Annotated in this window: 14 protein-coding genes; 2 read left to right on the forward strand and 12 right to left on the reverse strand. The window is 73.1% G+C overall.

Annotation, left to right across the window (positions count from 1 at the left end; translation table 11 throughout):
* Nucleotides 1-19 precede the first annotated feature (19 nt).
* The 7 genes from LL648_RS16020 to LL648_RS16050 all read right to left on the reverse strand — a co-directional run bounded on the left by LL648_RS16020 (nucleotide 20) and on the right by LL648_RS16050 (nucleotide 7245).
* Nucleotides 20-1564: a protein FdrA gene (locus tag LL648_RS16020; protein WP_232663346.1), complete on the reverse strand. Its 1545-nt coding sequence runs from the start codon at nucleotides 1562-1564 to the stop codon at nucleotides 20-22.
* A 3-nt stretch (nucleotides 1565-1567) separates the two neighbouring features.
* Nucleotides 1568-2557, reverse strand: a complete 990-nt coding sequence (locus LL648_RS16025) for a carbamate kinase (protein WP_232663347.1) — start codon at nucleotides 2555-2557, stop codon at nucleotides 1568-1570.
* Nucleotides 2554-2994 (reverse strand): MSMEG_0567/Sll0786 family nitrogen starvation N-acetyltransferase, encoded by a 441-nt coding sequence (locus LL648_RS16030; protein ID WP_232663348.1) that lies wholly within the window; start codon nucleotides 2992-2994, stop codon nucleotides 2554-2556. Before LL648_RS16030 ends, LL648_RS16025 begins: the two co-directional genes overlap by 4 nt.
* A 57-nt stretch (nucleotides 2995-3051) precedes the next feature.
* The gene (locus tag LL648_RS16035; RefSeq protein WP_232663349.1) at nucleotides 3052-3537 is read right to left on the reverse strand and encodes an MSMEG_0572/Sll0783 family nitrogen starvation response protein; all 486 of its coding nucleotides are present in this window, start codon (nucleotides 3535-3537) and stop codon (nucleotides 3052-3054) included.
* Between the two features lie 69 nt (nucleotides 3538-3606).
* Nucleotides 3607-4560 (reverse strand): AIR synthase related protein, encoded by a 954-nt coding sequence (locus LL648_RS16040; protein ID WP_232663350.1) that lies wholly within the window; start codon nucleotides 4558-4560, stop codon nucleotides 3607-3609.
* Entirely contained in the window at nucleotides 4557-5162 is a 606-nt protein-coding gene (locus tag LL648_RS16045; protein ID WP_232663351.1) for a helix-turn-helix domain-containing protein, read from the reverse strand. The genes LL648_RS16040 and LL648_RS16045 overlap by 4 nt, the downstream gene beginning before the upstream one ends.
* 361 nt (nucleotides 5163-5523) lie before the next feature.
* Nucleotides 5524-7245 carry a DEAD/DEAH box helicase gene (locus LL648_RS16050; RefSeq protein WP_232663352.1) on the reverse strand — a complete coding sequence of 574 codons (1722 nt, stop codon included), beginning with the start codon at nucleotides 7243-7245 and terminating at the stop codon, nucleotides 5524-5526.
* A 187-nt stretch (nucleotides 7246-7432) separates the two neighbouring features.
* On the opposite strand from LL648_RS16050, the gene LL648_RS16055 reads away from it, so the two are divergent.
* The gene (locus tag LL648_RS16055; RefSeq protein WP_232663353.1) at nucleotides 7433-8119 is read left to right on the forward strand and encodes an HAD family hydrolase; all 687 of its coding nucleotides are present in this window, start codon (nucleotides 7433-7435) and stop codon (nucleotides 8117-8119) included.
* A 219-nt stretch (nucleotides 8120-8338) separates the two neighbouring features.
* Here the strand turns inward: LL648_RS16055 and LL648_RS16060 are convergent, their stop codons facing one another.
* Nucleotides 8339-8800, reverse strand: coding sequence for a YcxB family protein (locus LL648_RS16060; protein ID WP_232663354.1), 462 nt, complete (start codon nucleotides 8798-8800; stop codon nucleotides 8339-8341).
* Between the two features lie 29 nt (nucleotides 8801-8829).
* Nucleotides 8830-11334, reverse strand: coding sequence for a Tex family protein (locus LL648_RS16065; protein WP_232663355.1), 2505 nt, complete (start codon nucleotides 11332-11334; stop codon nucleotides 8830-8832).
* A 108-nt stretch (nucleotides 11335-11442) separates the two neighbouring features.
* On the opposite strand from LL648_RS16065, the gene LL648_RS16070 reads away from it, so the two are divergent.
* Nucleotides 11443-13347 carry a primary-amine oxidase gene (locus tag LL648_RS16070; protein ID WP_232663356.1) on the forward strand — a complete coding sequence of 635 codons (1905 nt, stop codon included), beginning with the start codon at nucleotides 11443-11445 and terminating at the stop codon, nucleotides 13345-13347.
* A gap of 148 nt (nucleotides 13348-13495) precedes the next feature.
* Here LL648_RS16070 and LL648_RS16075 read toward each other — a convergent pair whose 3' ends face one another.
* Genes LL648_RS16075 through LL648_RS16085 form a run of 3 tightly spaced genes read right to left on the reverse strand, consistent with a single transcriptional unit; the run spans nucleotide 13496 to nucleotide 15182 of the window.
* Nucleotides 13496-14356, reverse strand: coding sequence for an SDR family oxidoreductase (locus LL648_RS16075; protein WP_232663357.1), 861 nt, complete (start codon nucleotides 14354-14356; stop codon nucleotides 13496-13498).
* The gene (locus LL648_RS16080; RefSeq protein WP_232663358.1) at nucleotides 14353-14757 is read right to left on the reverse strand and encodes a hypothetical protein; all 405 of its coding nucleotides are present in this window, start codon (nucleotides 14755-14757) and stop codon (nucleotides 14353-14355) included. Before LL648_RS16080 ends, LL648_RS16075 begins: the two co-directional genes overlap by 4 nt.
* Nucleotides 14754-15182, reverse strand: a complete 429-nt coding sequence (locus tag LL648_RS16085) for an SgcJ/EcaC family oxidoreductase (protein WP_232663359.1) — start codon at nucleotides 15180-15182, stop codon at nucleotides 14754-14756. The genes LL648_RS16080 and LL648_RS16085 overlap by 4 nt, the downstream gene beginning before the upstream one ends.
* Between the last annotated feature and the right edge of the window lie 106 nt (nucleotides 15183-15288).

A 15288-nucleotide genomic window follows, 5' to 3' on the forward strand; every position in this document is an offset into this window, starting at 1 on the left:
CGCAACCCTCATAGGGCCCTCATAGGGCGGTCGCAGCCAGCTCCGGCGTCCTGGTCGCGAGCGCCGCGGCCACCAGCGACGCACGCGCAGCCGTCGGTGGCACCAGGCAGCCGGCGTCGAGGAACGCCTTGCGCTGCTTCTCGAAGCCCTGCGGGTCGCCCTCCGTGCCGAGCACGTGCACGACGACCTGCGGCCCGCCACCCTCCCCGCCGCCTTCGATGATCTCGCGGCAGACGGGCGCGAGATCGGCGGACGGATCGGCGTGGGCCCCGTAGCCGAGCACGACGTCCAGGACGATCGCCGCCACCTCCGGGTCGGCACCCTGCTCGCGCAGCAGCCCGATCCGCGCCTCCGGATCGATCATCGGGTGCGGCCGGCCCTTCGTGTACTCCTCCTCGCCGAGGTCGAGGCAGACGTGCGCGCCGTCGGGCGCCGGGAGCGCGAGCTCCGCGGAGAGCGGGGTGTTCGAGTACACCCGCCCCAGCACGTCGCCGAGCAGCACGAGCGACTCGTAGCAGAGCGTCCCGCCCGAGAAGAGACCCCTGACCAGCGTCCGCCGGGCAGGCAGCGCCGCGCAGCGCTCCTTCACCAGCGCCACCAGCTCGTCGGTGACGTCAGGCGCAGCGCCGAACGCCGCGGCCGCGGCGAGCGCGCCGGCCTCGAGCGTCCGCGTCACCGTCACACCCTCGGGCACCGGCAGGTCACCCACCCCGATCAAGGCCGCGACCAGCGGTTTCCCCTTCGCTGCCGCGAGCACCTCGGCGGCGACGCCGGCGTCGGGCGGTTTCGATACGAGCAGGATCGCCTCGGTCGCGTCGTCGGCGACCAGCTCCCGGATCGCCGCGAGGGCCATCCGCCCGCCGACCGCGGCCGACAGGTCGCGCCCGCCCAGCCCGATGACCTGCGTGACCCCGACGCCCCACCGGTCGAGCAGGCACGCGACCTCCTGCGCCCCGGTACCGGCCGCGGCCACCACCCCGACCGGGCCCGGCCGCACGACATTGGCGAACCCGAGGCAGGTCCGCCCGAGCATCGCCGTCCCAGCCCCCGGCCCCATCACCAGCCGGCCGAGCCGGGAGGCCCGGTCCTTCAGCTCCACCTCGGCGTCGACCGGGACGTTGTCGCTGAACAACAGCACGTCCAGGCCCGCGGAGAGAGCCTTGTGCGCCTCCAGCGCGGCGTAGTCGCCAGGCACGGAGATCACCGCGACGGTCGAGCCCGGCTGCAGCGCCAGCGCCTCGCCGAGCGTGCGCGGCAGCCGCTCCGCCGCGCCCTCCTGCTCGCCACCGCGCTCGGCGAACATCGCGGTCTCCCCCGCGGAGCGCGCGCCCTCGACGGCGTCCGGCGACTCCGCCCGGATCGCGACGAACAGGTCGTTCGCCCCCGAGTCCGCGAGCTCGTCGAGGTCGAAGCCCTCCGCCGCGAGCGTGTCGAGGTTCGCCGGGGTGGCCATCGCCGCGGCCGCCCATTCGACGCCGTCGGCGGCGACGAGCGCGCGGGTGCCGGAGAGCTGGGTGATCGAGTCGACGTAGGTGTCGCGGTAGAGCGTGACGTCGTGGATCACCGGTCAGGCCCCGATCCGCGCATCGAGCGGGCGGGGTGCGGCGACGATCCGGGTGCCCGTCCCGCTGGGCCCGAGCGACGTGCCGGCCAGGGCGGCGTTGGTGATCACGGCGGTGCGCCCGCCGGCGCGCAGGAACTGGATCGCCGCGCGCACCTTCGGCCCCATGCTGCCCTCCGGGAACTGCCCGTCGTCGGCGTGCGCCTGCGCCTCGTCGACGCTCATCACCTCGATCGGGCGCTCGTGCTCGGTCCCGTGGTCGAGCGCCACCCGGGCGACGTCCGTGACCAGCACCAACGCCTCCGCACCGAGCGCCGTCGCGAGCCGCTGCGCCGCGATGTCCTTGTCGATCACCGCGTCCACCCCGCGGTAGGCACCGCCATCGACGACGACCGGGACTCCCCCACCGCCCGCGGCGATCACGATCTGCCCCCGCTCGACCAGCGCCGTCACCGCCTCCAGCTCGACGATCTCGCGCGGCTGCGGCGACGGGACGAGCCTGCGGTAGCCGCGGCCCGCGTCCTCCGCGACCACCCAGCCCAGCTCGTCGGAACGCTGCTTCGCCTCGTCGGCGCTCATGAACGGCCCGACCGGCTTGGTCGGGCGGGCGAACGCCGGGTCGGACTCGTCGACGACGACGTGCGTGATCACCGTGACGATCCCCGGCAGCTGCCCGCCGCCCGCCTCGTGCAGCGCGAGCGTCACCACGGAGCCGAGCTGGCCCTCCGTCATGGCGTCGAGCAGGTACATCGGCATCCGCGGCACGCGGTGCGCGGCCTCGTCCTGCTGGATCGCGAGGTTGCCCACCTGCGGCCCGTTGCCGTGCACGAGCACAACCCGCCAGCCCGCGGCGTGCAGCTCGCAGACGGCGTCGGCCATGCCGCGCGCGTTGGCGAGCTGCTCGTCGCTGGTGCCGGCCTGGCCGGCTCTGGTGATCGCGTTGCCGCCGAGCGCTACGACGGCCGTTCGAACCTGAGCGCCCATCGTCGCGGTCAAGACGCACCCAACTGGATGTCCATCAGCAGGTGCGGCAACCCCACGTACAGCTCGGGCTCGCCGAGCTGCCGCCATCCGAGCCTCCTGAAGAAGGCACCGTTGGCCGGCTGGACGTGCGCGAGCATGCGGTGCCCGCCGAGCGCGCCCGCGGTGGCGACGGCGAAGCGCACCAGCGGACCGCCCAGCAGCTTCGCCCGGAACGGCGGCAGGACGGCCAACCGGTCGCCCTGCCACACGCCCCCTTCAAGCGGGAACAGCCGCACCGTCCCCGCGGGGACGCCGTCGACCAAGCCCAGTACGTGCACGGTCGAGCCGGACTCGTCGTGGACGTCGCGGTCGGACCGGTCGAAGACGTGCTGCTCGGCGACGAACACCGCATGCCGGATGCCGTGGTGCACGCCGAGGTCGGCGGCACCGGTGGCGATCCGGCACTCCACGCGGTGGGCCGTTCCAGCCCGTGCCGTTCCGGTACCGACGGTCGTCGTCAACGTCGGTCAGAGCGTCCAGGTCTGCATCACCAGCGCGCCCTCGCGACGGGCGGTGAGGTTCGCGTCGAGGACGTCGAGCGGGTGCATCGGCTTGACGCCTTCGATGAGGTCGGTCTCGCGCATGCCGTAGAGGGCGGCCATCGCGAAGCGGCAGGCGTAGACCTTGCCGCCTTCCTTCATGAACGTCTGGAGCTGGTTGTTGTAGGCGAGGTGGCCGGGGAAGGCCTCCGAGCCGACCGTCGGGAACCCGCGGGTCGCCGAGGCCATCAGCACGCCGGGCCCGTAGAGCACGAGGCTCGTGTCGAAGCCCTTCCGGTTGATGCGCGTGCAGGTCAGCATGTTGACCAGGCCGACGGAGCCCTCGAAGGGCACCGTGTGCATGAAGATGTAGGCCTTCTCGCCCTCGTTGGCCTGGATGTCGTCGAACAACTTCTCGTCGTAGTCGACGATCGCGTCGCCGGCGTGTGCCCGCTCTCCGACAATCTGAGCCACAGTCTCTCTCCTTCGACGCGCGTTTACTATCGGATATGCGCGTTCATCATACGTAAGGAGGGAAGACTGTCAACGACGCCGGAGACCGGTCACCCGGACATCCGCGAGGCGCAGGACGTTCGCCCGTTCGGCCCCCGCCCTCACCGCCAGCTCACCGCTGCCGTCGAGCGTTCCGACAGGCGCGGCAGCCAGTTCGCGAGACTCGAACGCGGCGACGCACTCCGTCACCCGGCCGGTCGGCACGCAGAGCAGGAACCCGAAGCTCGGGAAGCAGTTGAGCCATCGCGTCAGCGGCACGCCGGCCGGCGCCGGCAGCACGTCGAGATCGACCGTGACACCGAGGTCGCCGTGTTCGAGCAGCATCGCGAGCGAGCCGAGCAGCCCGGCCATGCTGATGTCCTTCGCGGCCACGCACACCCCGGCCGCAGCCAGCTCGGCGAGCAGCCGCACGTCACCGGCGCAGCGGTCGCCGCGTGACTTGAAGGCGGGGAAGTACGGGAAGTCGGGGCGCATCTCCCCGTCGAGCGCCGCCGCGACGACGAGCGACTGGCCGGGTGCCGCGCGGATCACCGAGAGCGGGACGGGCGCGTGCCCGACCCCGAACGCCGAGACGGCCGGCGGGCCGTCGTGGATCGTGAGGTGCCCGCCGATGACGGGCACGTCGTAGAGCAGCGACGCCTCGCGCATGCCAGCCAGCACGGTGCGCGCCACATCGGGGGTCGCCACGACCGTGTCGACGATGCCGAGGGGCACCGCACCCATCGCGGCCATGTCGTTGACGTTGGTCAGCACCGCCGCGAACCCCGCGGCGTGCGGGTCGGCCGCGACGAACGGCGGGAAGATCGCCTCACCGCAGCCGACGACCTTCGTGCCGCCCGCGTCGACGACCGCGCCGTCGTCGCCTGGCCCTCCCAGCCAGTCCGACGCCCCCAGCACGTCGCTGACCAGCCCGATCTCGGCCTTCGAGCGCAGACCGGGATTGGCGAGGACGGACGCGACGATCTCGTCGAGCCCCTCGCTCATCCGGGGACCGTGAACCAGACGGCCGTCGTCGGGGTGTCGGTGCTGTTGCGCCACGTGTGCGGGCGGTCGGCCGGGTAGTGCAGGACGTCGCCCGCGGCGACGTCGTAGCGCTCGCCGCTGATCTCGACCTGCAGGGTGCCGTCGAGGACCATCAGGATCTCCTCGCCCGCGCGCAGCGAACGGCTGCTGCCGCTGCCACCACCGGGCTCGACCACGGCTGCGACGCCGGAGGCGCGCAGCCGCTCGGTCGGGGAGGCGAGCACCTGCGCGGTGACGCGCTCGGCCGCCGGCGTCCAGTCGCCGGGAGCGGGCCGCCGTTCACCGGCCTTGACGTGCGACGCGATCGGGGCGGTAGCAGCGCCGTCGTCGACGAAGTGGCCGATCGGGCGGCCGAGCGCCGCGGCGAGCTTGAGCAGGGTCGTGATGGTCGGGACCATGTCGCCGCGCTCGACCTTGTGGATCGCGGCCGCCGAGACCCCCGACCGCGCGGCGAGCTGCTGCAACGACAACCCGAGCGCGCCCCGCCCGTCGCGGATCTTGGGCCCGATCGCGTCGACGATGGGCTCCCACGAACCGCCGGCAGCCGACTCCTGTGGCAGCATCACGACCTCCTCACGTGCAGCATCATAAACACGCTTCGCCTATCGTGGACAACCGGAGGACGGATCGCCCGCGCAGGCAGCCGGCGGTTGCAGGAAGTGCGCCGCAACCCTCGGCGCGGGGAGGGCAGGAAAGCCACTTTGCTGCCCTGTGAGGGCCGGAAAGTGGCTTTGCTGCCCTCGCGTGCGAATCGCACGCATCCTGCTCGGGCCCCGGCCTCGGTTGTTCCGGTGCCGACCCGCCTCCCGGGCCGTCAGGAAAGCCACTTTCATGCAACGTGGTTGCATGAAAGTGGCTTTGCTGACCTTCCACACGCTGCTCACGCAGCCGACGTGACCCGGCGTGCAGTCTGGTCCGGGTCGGTCAGTCGCGCCGGCCCCGGCCCGCGCCGGCGGCCGCGAAGCCGCGGTCGCGGCGCACGTTCGCGCGCCGACCCTTCAACGTGGTGCTGCCGCGGAGGCTGCGCAGCACGTCGTCGGCGGCATGCTCGGGGATCTCCACGAGCGCGTGGCGCTCGTGGATCTGGATCGCGCCGATGTCGCGGCCCGACAGGTTCGACTCGTTCGCGAGCGCGCCGACGATGTCCTGCGGGCGCACCCCGCCGGCCCGGCCGGCGTTGACGAACAGCCTGGTCATGCCGGTCTTCGGCGGCCGGGTACCAGCGGCGCCACCGCGGCCCCGAGCCTCGCGCGGGCCGCTTGCGCGACCCGGTGTGACGACCGGGATGTCGTCGCCATCGTCCGGGGTGCCGGCGACGGCCTGCATCAGCTGGACGGCGGCCGTGGCGACATCGAGCAGGTCGTGCTCGGCTGCGAGGCCGGCGAGCATGCCGCGGACGTCGTCGGCGTCGGTGCCGCTGAGCAGCTGCTCCTCGAGCGCGGCGCGGGTGCGCTCGAGGCGGGCAGCCCGCAGGTCGGCTGCGGTCGGGACGGGCGCGAACTCGATCGGCTGCCCGGTGAGCCGCTCGACGGCACGCAGCGCGTGGACCTTCGACGGCGGGACGAGCGTGATCGCGACGCCCTCGCGCCCGGCGCGGCCCACGCGGCCGATCCGGTGCACGTAGGCCTCGGAGCTCTGGGGGACGTCGTGGTTGACGACGTGCGTGAGCAGGTCGATGTCGAGGCCGCGAGCGGCGACGTCGGTCGCGACGAGCAGCTCGGTGCGGCCGCTGCGCAGCCGCTCGACCACGCGGGTGCGGTGTTCCTGGTCCATGCCGCCGTGCAGCGCCTCGGCACGCAGGCCGCGGGCGGTCAGCGTTTCGGTGACGGCGTCGACGTCGAGGCGGGTGCGGCAGAACACGATCGCGGCCGTGGGCCGCTCCGCCTCCAGCACACGCCCGAGGGCCGCGGTGGTGTGGGTGCGCGGCACGAGGTACGCGGTCTGGCGCACCTTCGGCGCCTCACCCTCGGCAACCGCCTCGCGGCGGATCCGGACGGTGATCGGCTCGCGGAGGTACTTCTGCGCGAGCACCTCGATCCGGCGCGGCATGGTGGCGCTGAACAGCACCGCCTGCCGGGTGTCCGGAGTGGCGTCGAGGAGGGTCTCGATGTCCTCGACGAAGCCCATGTCGAGCATCTCGTCGGCCTCGTCGAGCACAACGGTCTCGAGCGCGTCGAGGCGCAGCGCGCCGCGGTTCATCAGGTCGATCGCGCGACCCGGCGTGGCGACGACGACGTCGACGCCCTGCTGCAGCGCCTTCCACTGCGGGCCGACGGGCGCGCCGCCGTAAACGGTGAGCACGCGGGCACCGAGCCGCGCGCCGTAGCGGGTGACGGCCTCGGCGACCTGCAGCGCGAGCTCGCGGGTCGGGGTCAGCACGAGGCCGAACGGGGCGTCGCCACGCGAGCGCTCGGGGCGCAGCTCGGCGAGGCGCTCCAGCATGGGCAGCGCGAAGGCAGCCGTCTTGCCGGTGCCGGTCGCGGCCTGCCCGAGCAGGTCGTGGCCTTCGATGAGGGGCCCGATGGCCTGCGCCTGGATCGGGCTGGGTGCGGTGTAGCCGAGTTCCTCGACGGCGGCGAGGAGCTCGGGGCGGAGCGGGAGATCGGAGAAAGCGGGCAGGTCGAGCACGTGCTCGTTCAGGGTCAACTCACGTCTTTCGTCGCAGCGGGCGGGGCACGGTCGCGTGCCCCGCGGGCGAGCCCGCGTGGCCCTCTGCACGAGTTCTGCCTGGCCGGTGCGGTCTCAAACAGTGTCAACGCACTGTCGGCTCCACATACTCCCAGGTGACGCGGCTCACCCGGGCCCCGGGGGGCGCATGCGGCACGATCGGGACGTGCAGCGCCTCGTGATGTGGGACGTCGACCTCACCCTGATCGCGGCCGGTGGTGTCGGTGTGGAGGCGTACGGCACGGCGTTCACGGCCGTCACCGGGGTCCCGTGGACCGGGGTGTTCGCCGCGGCGGGCACGACCGACCTGGAGATGACCCCGCTGCTGTTCGCCCAGCACGGGATCGCCGAGGCGACGCCGCACCTGGAGGCGTTCTTCACCGCCTACGCCGCGGAGTTCGCCGCGCAGAGCCACCGGGTGCCGGCCGAGGGGCGGCTGCTGCCCGGCGTCGAGCAGGTGCTGGCGGCGCTGCACGCGCGGCCCGACGTGGTGCAGACGCTGGTCACCGGCAACATCGCCGCGGTCGGGATCGGCAAGGTCGCGGCGTTCGGCCTGGACCGCTACCTCGACACCGTGGTCGGCGGCTACGGCGACGACGACGCCGTGCGCGCCACGCTCGTGCGCCGCAGCCGCGAGCGCGCGGAGATCGCGTACGGGCCGTTCGACGAGGTGCTCGTGGTCGGCGACACCGTCCGCGACGTGGCAGCGGCGCTGGGCGCAGGCGTGACAGCCGTAGCGGTCGCGACCGGGCACACTCCCGCGGCCGAGCTCGAAGCGGCCGGGGCGCACCACGTGCTCCCCGACCTCGGCGACGTCGACGGGGTGGTGGCGCTGCTCACGGGCGAGGCCTGACCGGCCGGGGGTTGAGCCGGCGCCCCACCTACCCGCCGCCATGTGTGGCGCAAGCGAGGGCAGCAAAGCCACTTTCCGGCCCTCACAGGGCAGCAAAGTGGCTTTCCTGCCCTGCCCCTCCCCCAGGTGAGCTGCGCGGTCACAGTCACGCACCTCCGTCCGCAGGGCGCCCACTCTCCCCGAGCACCCAGGGCGGGTCAGTGGCTCCAGCGCCACCCCTCACACCAGCTGCTGCCGCTGCTGCAGGAACGCCCGCAGCACGGCGTCCTGCCCCGGCGCCATCAGCTGCTTCGGGACGATCACGACCTGGATCCGCGCCAGGTGCAGGATGAACTCGGACGCGGTCTCGCGGGCCTCGCCGAACCTCTCCCAGCTCACGTCGCCGCGCATGCCCGGCTCGATGGTCGTGACGCCGCTGTCGGCGAGCACGACGGTCGACGGGCCGTTGACCCGGGCGGCGATGTCGCGGTTGGACCGCTTGGCCAGCAGCGGCGCGAACAGCAGGGCGCCACCGGCGCACACCAGCCCGACACCGTAGGTGACAGCGCTCGCGAAGAGCAGCCACACCCCGAGCAGCACCACCACGGCCGCGCCGATGCGCATCCACAGGAACGTCCTGGCGTTCACGCTGCGGACGACGCGGTCGTACCGCGTCGGGTCCGGTGGGACCTCGATGACCATGTGCACGATGCAACCCCCCGTTGCTGCCGCTACCGCTTCTTGTCCCCCGTGAGCCCGGCACGGCGCAACGCGTCGGCCATCGCGCTGTTGCCGAGCCCGCCGCCCGAGCCACCCGAGCCGCCGGAGCCGCCGGGACGCCCGCCGCGGCTGTCACCACGGCGGTCGCCGCCACCGCGCTGACCACCCTGACCGCCCTGACCGCCACCCCGCTTGTCACCGCGCCTGTCACCACCCCGGTCACGGCCCTTCTGCCCGTCGCGCTGGCCGTCGCGCTGCCCGTCCCGCTGGCCGCCGCCACGCTGCTGGTCGCCGCGCGGCTTGCCGCCCGCGCCGGGCTCGTCGTCGAGGCGCAGGGTCAGCGAGATCCGCTTGCGGGCCTCGTCGACCTCCAGCACCTTGACGCGCACGACGTCGCCGGACTTCACGACCTCCCGCGGGTCGCTCACGAACGTCTTCGACATCGCGGAGACGTGCACGAGCCCGTCCTGGTGCACGCCGATGTCGACGAACGCGCCGAAGGCGGCGACGTTGGTGACCTGGCCCTCCAGCAGCATTCCTGGCCTCAGGTCGGAGATCTTGTGCACGCCCTCCGCGAAGGTCGCGGTGCGGAATGCGGGGCGCGGGTCGCGGCCGGGCTTCTCCAGCTCGGTGAGGATGTCGGTGACCGTCGGCAGCCCGAACTGCTCGGTGACGAACTGCTTGGGCTGCAGCGACTTGAGCTTCGGCGCGTTCCCGATGAGCGTGGCGATGTCGGTCTTGGCGGCGCCGAGGATCTTGCGGACCACCGGGTAGGCCTCGGGGTGCACACCCGAGACGTCGAGCGGGTCGTCGCCGCCGCGGATGCGCAGGAAGCCGGCGCACTGCTCGAACGCCTTCGGGCCGAGGCGCGGCACGTCGGCGAGCGCGGTGCGTGTGCGGAACGGCCCGTTGGCGTCGCGGTGCGCGACGATCTGCGACGCGAGGCCCTCCGTGATGCCGGAGACGCGGCGCAGCAGCGGCGCCGAGGCCGTGTTGACGTCGACGCCGACGGCGTTCACGCAGTCCTCGACGACGGCGTCGAGGGAGCGGGAGAGCGCCGACTCGGCGAGGTCGTGCTGGTACTGGCCGACGCCGATCGACTTGGGGTCGATCTTGACCAGCTCGGCCAGCGGGTCCTGCAGCCGCCGCGCGATCGACACCGCGCCGCGCAGGGAGACGTCCAGCTCGGGCAGCTCCGCCGACGCGTAAGCCGATGCCGAGTACACCGAGGCGCCGGCCTCGCTGACCATCACCGGTGTCAGCTTGAGCGCGGGGTTGCGGGCGGCCAGCTCGCGCGCGAGCTTGTCGGTCTCGCGCGACGCCGTGCCGTTGCCGATCGCGACCAGCTCGACGTCGTGCGCGGCGGCGAGCTTCGTGAGCGTGGCCAGTGACGCGTCCCAGGCCCGGCGGGGTTCGTGCGGGTAGATCGTGTCGGTGGCGACGACCTTGCCGGTGGCGTCGACGACCGCGACCTTGACACCGGTGCGCAGCCCCGGGTCGAGCCCCATCGTGGCGCGGCTGCCGGCGGGCGCGGCGAGCAGGAGGTCGCGCAGGTTCGACGCGAACACCCCGATCGCGCCCTCCTCGGCGGCGGCGCGCAGCCGGACCCGGATGTCGATGCCGAGCCGCACGAGGATCCGGGTGCGCCACGCCCAGCGCACGACCTCGGCGAGCCACTTGTCGGCCGCGCGGCCCTTGTCGGCGATGCCGAACGCCGCCGCGATGGTGCGCTCGAACTCGGTCACGGCCCCCGGCTCGGGCGTCGCGGTGCTGTCCTCGGAGGGTTCGAGCGCGATGTCGAGCACCTCCTCCTTCTCCCCGCGGAACGCCGCGAGGATCCGGTGCGACGGGAGCTTCGTGAACGGCTCGGAGAAGTCGAAGTAGTCGGCGAACTTCGCCCCCTCGGTCTCCTTGCCCTCCCGGACCTTCGTGACGAGCCGGCCCTTCGTCCACACCCGCTCGCGCAGCCCGCCGATCAGGTCGGCGTCCTCGGCGAACCGCTCGACGAGGATCGCCCGCGCGCCCTCCAGCGCCGCCGCGACGTCCGCGACCTGCTCGTTCAGGAACCCGGCCGCAACGGTCGAGGGGTCCTGCTCGGGGTCGGTGAGCAGGGTGTCGGCCAGCGGCTCCAGCCCCGCCTCGCGCGCGACCATCGCCTTGGTGCGCCGCTTGGGCTTGAACGGCAGGTAGATGTCCTCCAGCCGGGCCTTCGACTCGGCCGCCCGGATCCGCTCCTCGAGCGCCTCGTCGAGCTTGCCCTGCTTGCGGATCTCCTCCAGCACGGCGCTGCGGCGCTCCTCCAGCTCGCGCAGGTAGCCGAGGCGCTCCTCCAGCGTGCGCAGCTGCGCGTCGTCCAGCGTGCCGGTCGCCTCCTTGCGGTAGCGGGCGATGAACGGCACCGTCGCGCCGCCGTCGAGCAGCTCGACGGCCGCGGCGACCTGGTTGGGGCGGACGCCGAGCTCGTCGGCGATGCGCTGCTGGACGGACTGCTGCGTGCTGGGCGGCGTGCTTGTCACAGGTACATCGTCCCGGGCCGCCCCAACGGCATTTCCAAGGGGTCGGCGTCCGGAAAGTGCCTTTCCGACCCCTTGTGCTGAACAGGGTAAGGGCGGTACGCCGGTTGCATGACCGCCGTCGAGGACCCCGTCACCACCACCCACCCGCTCGACCCGCTCTCGGCCCACGAGATCACCGCGGCGGCGGCCGTGCTGCGCGAGGCGAAGCAGCTGGAGCCCAGCACCCGCTTCGTTTTCGTCGCGCTGCACGAGCCGCCGAAGGAGCAGGTGCTGGCGGGCGGCGCGGCGCTGCCGCGGCAGGCGCACGTCGTCGCCTACGACCGGGCGGCGAAGGCGACCTACGAGGCGGTCGTCGACATCGGTGCACGCACGGTCGTGTCGTGGGCCCGCGTCGACGGCGTCCAGCCGCCGATGATGCTCGAGGAGTTCATGTCGTGCGAGGCGCTGGTGCAGGCCGATCCGCGCTGGCAGGAGGCGATGCGCAGGCGCGGCGTCGAGGACTTCTCGCTGACGATGGTCGACCCGTGGGCGTCCAGCTGGACCGGGCCCGAGGACGACCCGTCGCGGCGGCGGCTCGCGCGGCCGCTCACGTTCGTGCGCGCCGAGCCGGGCGAGAACGGGTACGCGCGGCCGGTCGAGGGCCTGATCGTGGAGGTCGACCTCGATGCGGGTGAGGTCGTCGACGTGATCGACCACGGCGTCGTGCCGTTGCCGACGGAACCGGGCAACTACGCGCCGCCGTGGGCGCAGGAGCGCCGCGACGGCGTCCGGCCGATCGAGATCACCCAGCCCGAGGGGCCCAGCTTCACCGTCGACGGCCACGCCGTGCGCTGGCAGAGCTGGGAGCTGCGGATCGGGTTCACCCCGCGCGAGGGGCTCGTGCTGCACCAGGTCGCCTACGCGGGCCGGCCGGTGCTCTACCGGGCCTCGCTCGCGGAGATGTACGTGCCCTACGGCGACCCGGCGCCGACCCACCGGTTCAAGAACGTGTTCGACCAGGGCGAGTACGGCGTCGGGTGGCTCGCGAACCCGCTGACGCTCGGCTGCGACTGCGTCGGGCACATCCACTACTTCGACGGCGTCGTCAACGACAACGACGGCGGCGCCGTCACCATCCCGAACGCCGTGTGCATGCACGAGGAGGACGCCGGGATTGGGTGGAAGCACACCGACTTCCGCACCGGCGCCGTCGAGGTGCGCCGCCGGCGGCGGCTGGTGATCTCCACGATCGTCACGGTCGGGAACTACGAGTACGGCTACTTCTGGCACCTGCACACCGACGGGACGATCGAGTACGAGGTCAAGCTCACGGGCATCATCTCCACCGGCGCCGTCGCGCCCGGGATGGAGCCCGAGCACGGCACGCTCGTCGCGCCCGGCCTGTACGGGCCCAACCACCAGCACTTCTTCTGCGTGCGGCTGGACATGTCCGTCGACGGCACCGAGAACACTGTCGTCGAGGTCGACTCGGCACCGAGCCCGGCCGGCCCGGACAACCCGCACGGCAACGCGTGGCGTACCCACCGGACCGTGCTGGTCAGCGAGGCGGTCGCGCAGCGCGACACCGACGTCCGGCGGGCGCGGTACTGGTCGATCGAGAGCGCGACCCGCACGTCCGCGCTGGGCCGGCCCACCGCGTACGCCCTGATGCCGGGCGCGAGCGTGCCGCCGATGTACGCGCCGGAAGCGTTGTTCGCCCGGCGGGCGGGGTTCACCGACCACCAGCTGTGGGTCACCGCGCACGACCCGGCGCAGCGGTTCGCGGCCGGCGACTACCCCAACCAGAGCCCCGGCGGGGACGGCCTGCCCGCCTACGTGACGGGTGATCGTCCGCTGGAGGGCGCGGACGTCGTGGTTTGGTACACGTTCGGCGCCCACCACGTCGTGCGGCCGGAGGACTGGCCGGTGATGCCGGTCAGCACCGTGGGCTTCACCCTCCGCCCGCACGGGTTCTTCGACCGCAACCCGGCCCTCGACATGCCCCCGGGCGAGACCGACTGCACGACAGGCTGACGAACTTCCCCACCGTTTTGCCTACTTGCACACGCAAAACGGCGTGCAGGTTGGCAAAACGGTGGGGACCTCGGCCGGACTTCCCCACCGTTTTGGGTGGATGCGCGCCGCCAGGGCGCGCATGTGCCCAAAACGGTGGGGAAGTTGGTTACGTGAACGCCGCTGCGTGGGCGGTCGCCCAGTCCTCGAACGTGCGGGGTGCGCGGCCTGTGACGTCGCGGACGGTGGGCCACAGCCAGTCCTGCGCCCCGCCGCCCTTGGCGCGGGCCTGCCGCAGCAGGTCCAGCACCGCCTCGACGACGACCGGCGGTAGGTACCCGCTCATCCGCTCGATGTACTCCGCCTCCGGGACGTCCTCGACGACGATCTCGCGCCCGAGCACGCCGGCCAGCGTCGCGGCACGCTGCCGCGGGCTGGTGTACTCCCCGCCGCTGAGATCGAGCACCCGGCCGGCGAGACCGGGTTCCCGCAGCGCGACGGCCGCGACGGAGGCGATGTCGGCCGGGTCGATCGGCGCGCCCGGCTCGTCGGAGAAGGGGATGCGCACGACCCCACCCGCGCGCAGCTGTTGCGCCCACTCCAGCGCGTTCGACATGAACTCGCCGGGCCGCAGCACGGTCGCCGCCAGCCCCGCCGCGGCGACCGCGGCCTCGGCCGCGATGTGCCAGCCCGCGATCATGTTGGTCGGATCACCGGCTGCCGACGCCGACGAGAGCGCCACCACCCGCTCGACACCTGCGCCGGCCAGCAGCTCCGCGGCGGGCCCGGCGCCGCCGGACGGGCCACGGGTGGCGTCGAGGAACAGGAACACGCCTCGCACGCCCTGGGCGGCCGCGGCGACACCGTCGCCGGTCGCCAGATCGCCGCCGGCGATCTCGACCCCGCCCGGCAGCACCTGTGCCGCCCGCTCGGGGTCGCGGGTGAACGCCCGCACGGTCTCCCCCGCGTCGAGCAGCTGCGCCACCAGCTCACCGCCGACGCGCCCGGTCGCGCTCGTCACGAGGATCATGCGTGCACCGCCTCGGTCGCCTTGAGCGCGAGGTCGTCGGTACCGCGCTGCAGGGCCGCGCGGTAGCCGATGAAGAGCCGGTTCGCGAGCGCCGGCGCCCACCACCCCTGGTTCGCGATGTTGAAGACGCGATGCACGAGGCGTACCTCGACCCCGATCTGCTCGGCCGTGTACTCGCCGCGGTACCACCATCCACCCTGCATGCCGACGCGGCCGCGGCCCTGCCACGCGCTCGGACCGGCGCCCGGCCCCGATCCCAGCGGCCCCAATCCCAGCGACCCTGCGCCCCAGCCCAGCTCGCGCACGAGCCAGCCGCTGTCGATGAGTGCCTCCAGCTCCTCGACGCTCGCCCGCACCGGCGCAGACACCTCGAAGAGCAGTCGCGGCTCGCGGCCGCTCACGACCGCGCCTCCGTCGACCGCCGGGTGTTCTGAAAGGCCGCGACCCGCCACTCCCCGCCGTCCTCGACCAGCACGAACGTCACCACCGACTCGCGGTCGGCCGGCAGCCCGGCCGAGCCGGCGAGCTCGACGCCGCCACCGGACAGGACGTGCGCGACGCCGGGCCGGAGGAACCGGATCTTGTGGTCGGTGCCCGCCACCTCGCCGGGCTGTCCCAGGCCGACCATCCGCGAGCCGCGCAGCGGCCCCTCGAACAACCAGCGGTGGACGTCCCCGATCGCCGTGCGGTTGTGCATGACGTCGCCGCTGAAGGTGACGTACGTGGCGTCTTCCGTGAACTCCGCGGCGTACGCCGCCGCGTCCCCCGCGTTCCACGCTTCGCCGATCCTGGCGAGCGTCTCTTCGATCCTGACTTCTTCGGACATGCTTCTTCCCTTCGATGAGCACGGCCGTCCGGCGCAGTAGGCTCATCGGTGCAGTTCCGAGCCGTGCCGCGCGACCGTGGTCGGGTGTTTGCGGTTCCGGTCCGGG

This window comes from Pseudonocardia sp. TRM90224 (assembly GCF_021245725.1).
Taxonomy (GTDB): Bacteria; Actinomycetota; Actinomycetes; order Mycobacteriales; family Pseudonocardiaceae; genus Pseudonocardia.

Bases quoted from the DNA above. Each gene is read 5' to 3' on its own strand.
- LL648_RS16070 (WP_232663356.1), top strand. From the start codon at position 11,443: ATGACCGCCGTCGAGGACCCCGTCACCACCACCCACCCGCTCGACCCG.
- LL648_RS16040 (WP_232663350.1), bottom strand. From the start codon at position 4,560: ATGAGCGAGGGGCTCGACGAGATCGTCGCGTCCGTCCTCGCCAATCCC.
- LL648_RS16075 (WP_232663357.1), bottom strand. From the start codon at position 14,356: ATGATCCTCGTGACGAGCGCGACCGGGCGCGTCGGCGGTGAGCTGGTG.
- LL648_RS16045 (WP_232663351.1), bottom strand. From the start codon at position 5,162: ATGCTGCCACAGGAGTCGGCTGCCGGCGGTTCGTGGGAGCCCATCGTC.
- LL648_RS16085 (WP_232663359.1), bottom strand. From the start codon at position 15,182: ATGTCCGAAGAAGTCAGGATCGAAGAGACGCTCGCCAGGATCGGCGAA.
- LL648_RS16060 (WP_232663354.1), bottom strand. From the start codon at position 8,800: ATGGTCATCGAGGTCCCACCGGACCCGACGCGGTACGACCGCGTCGTC.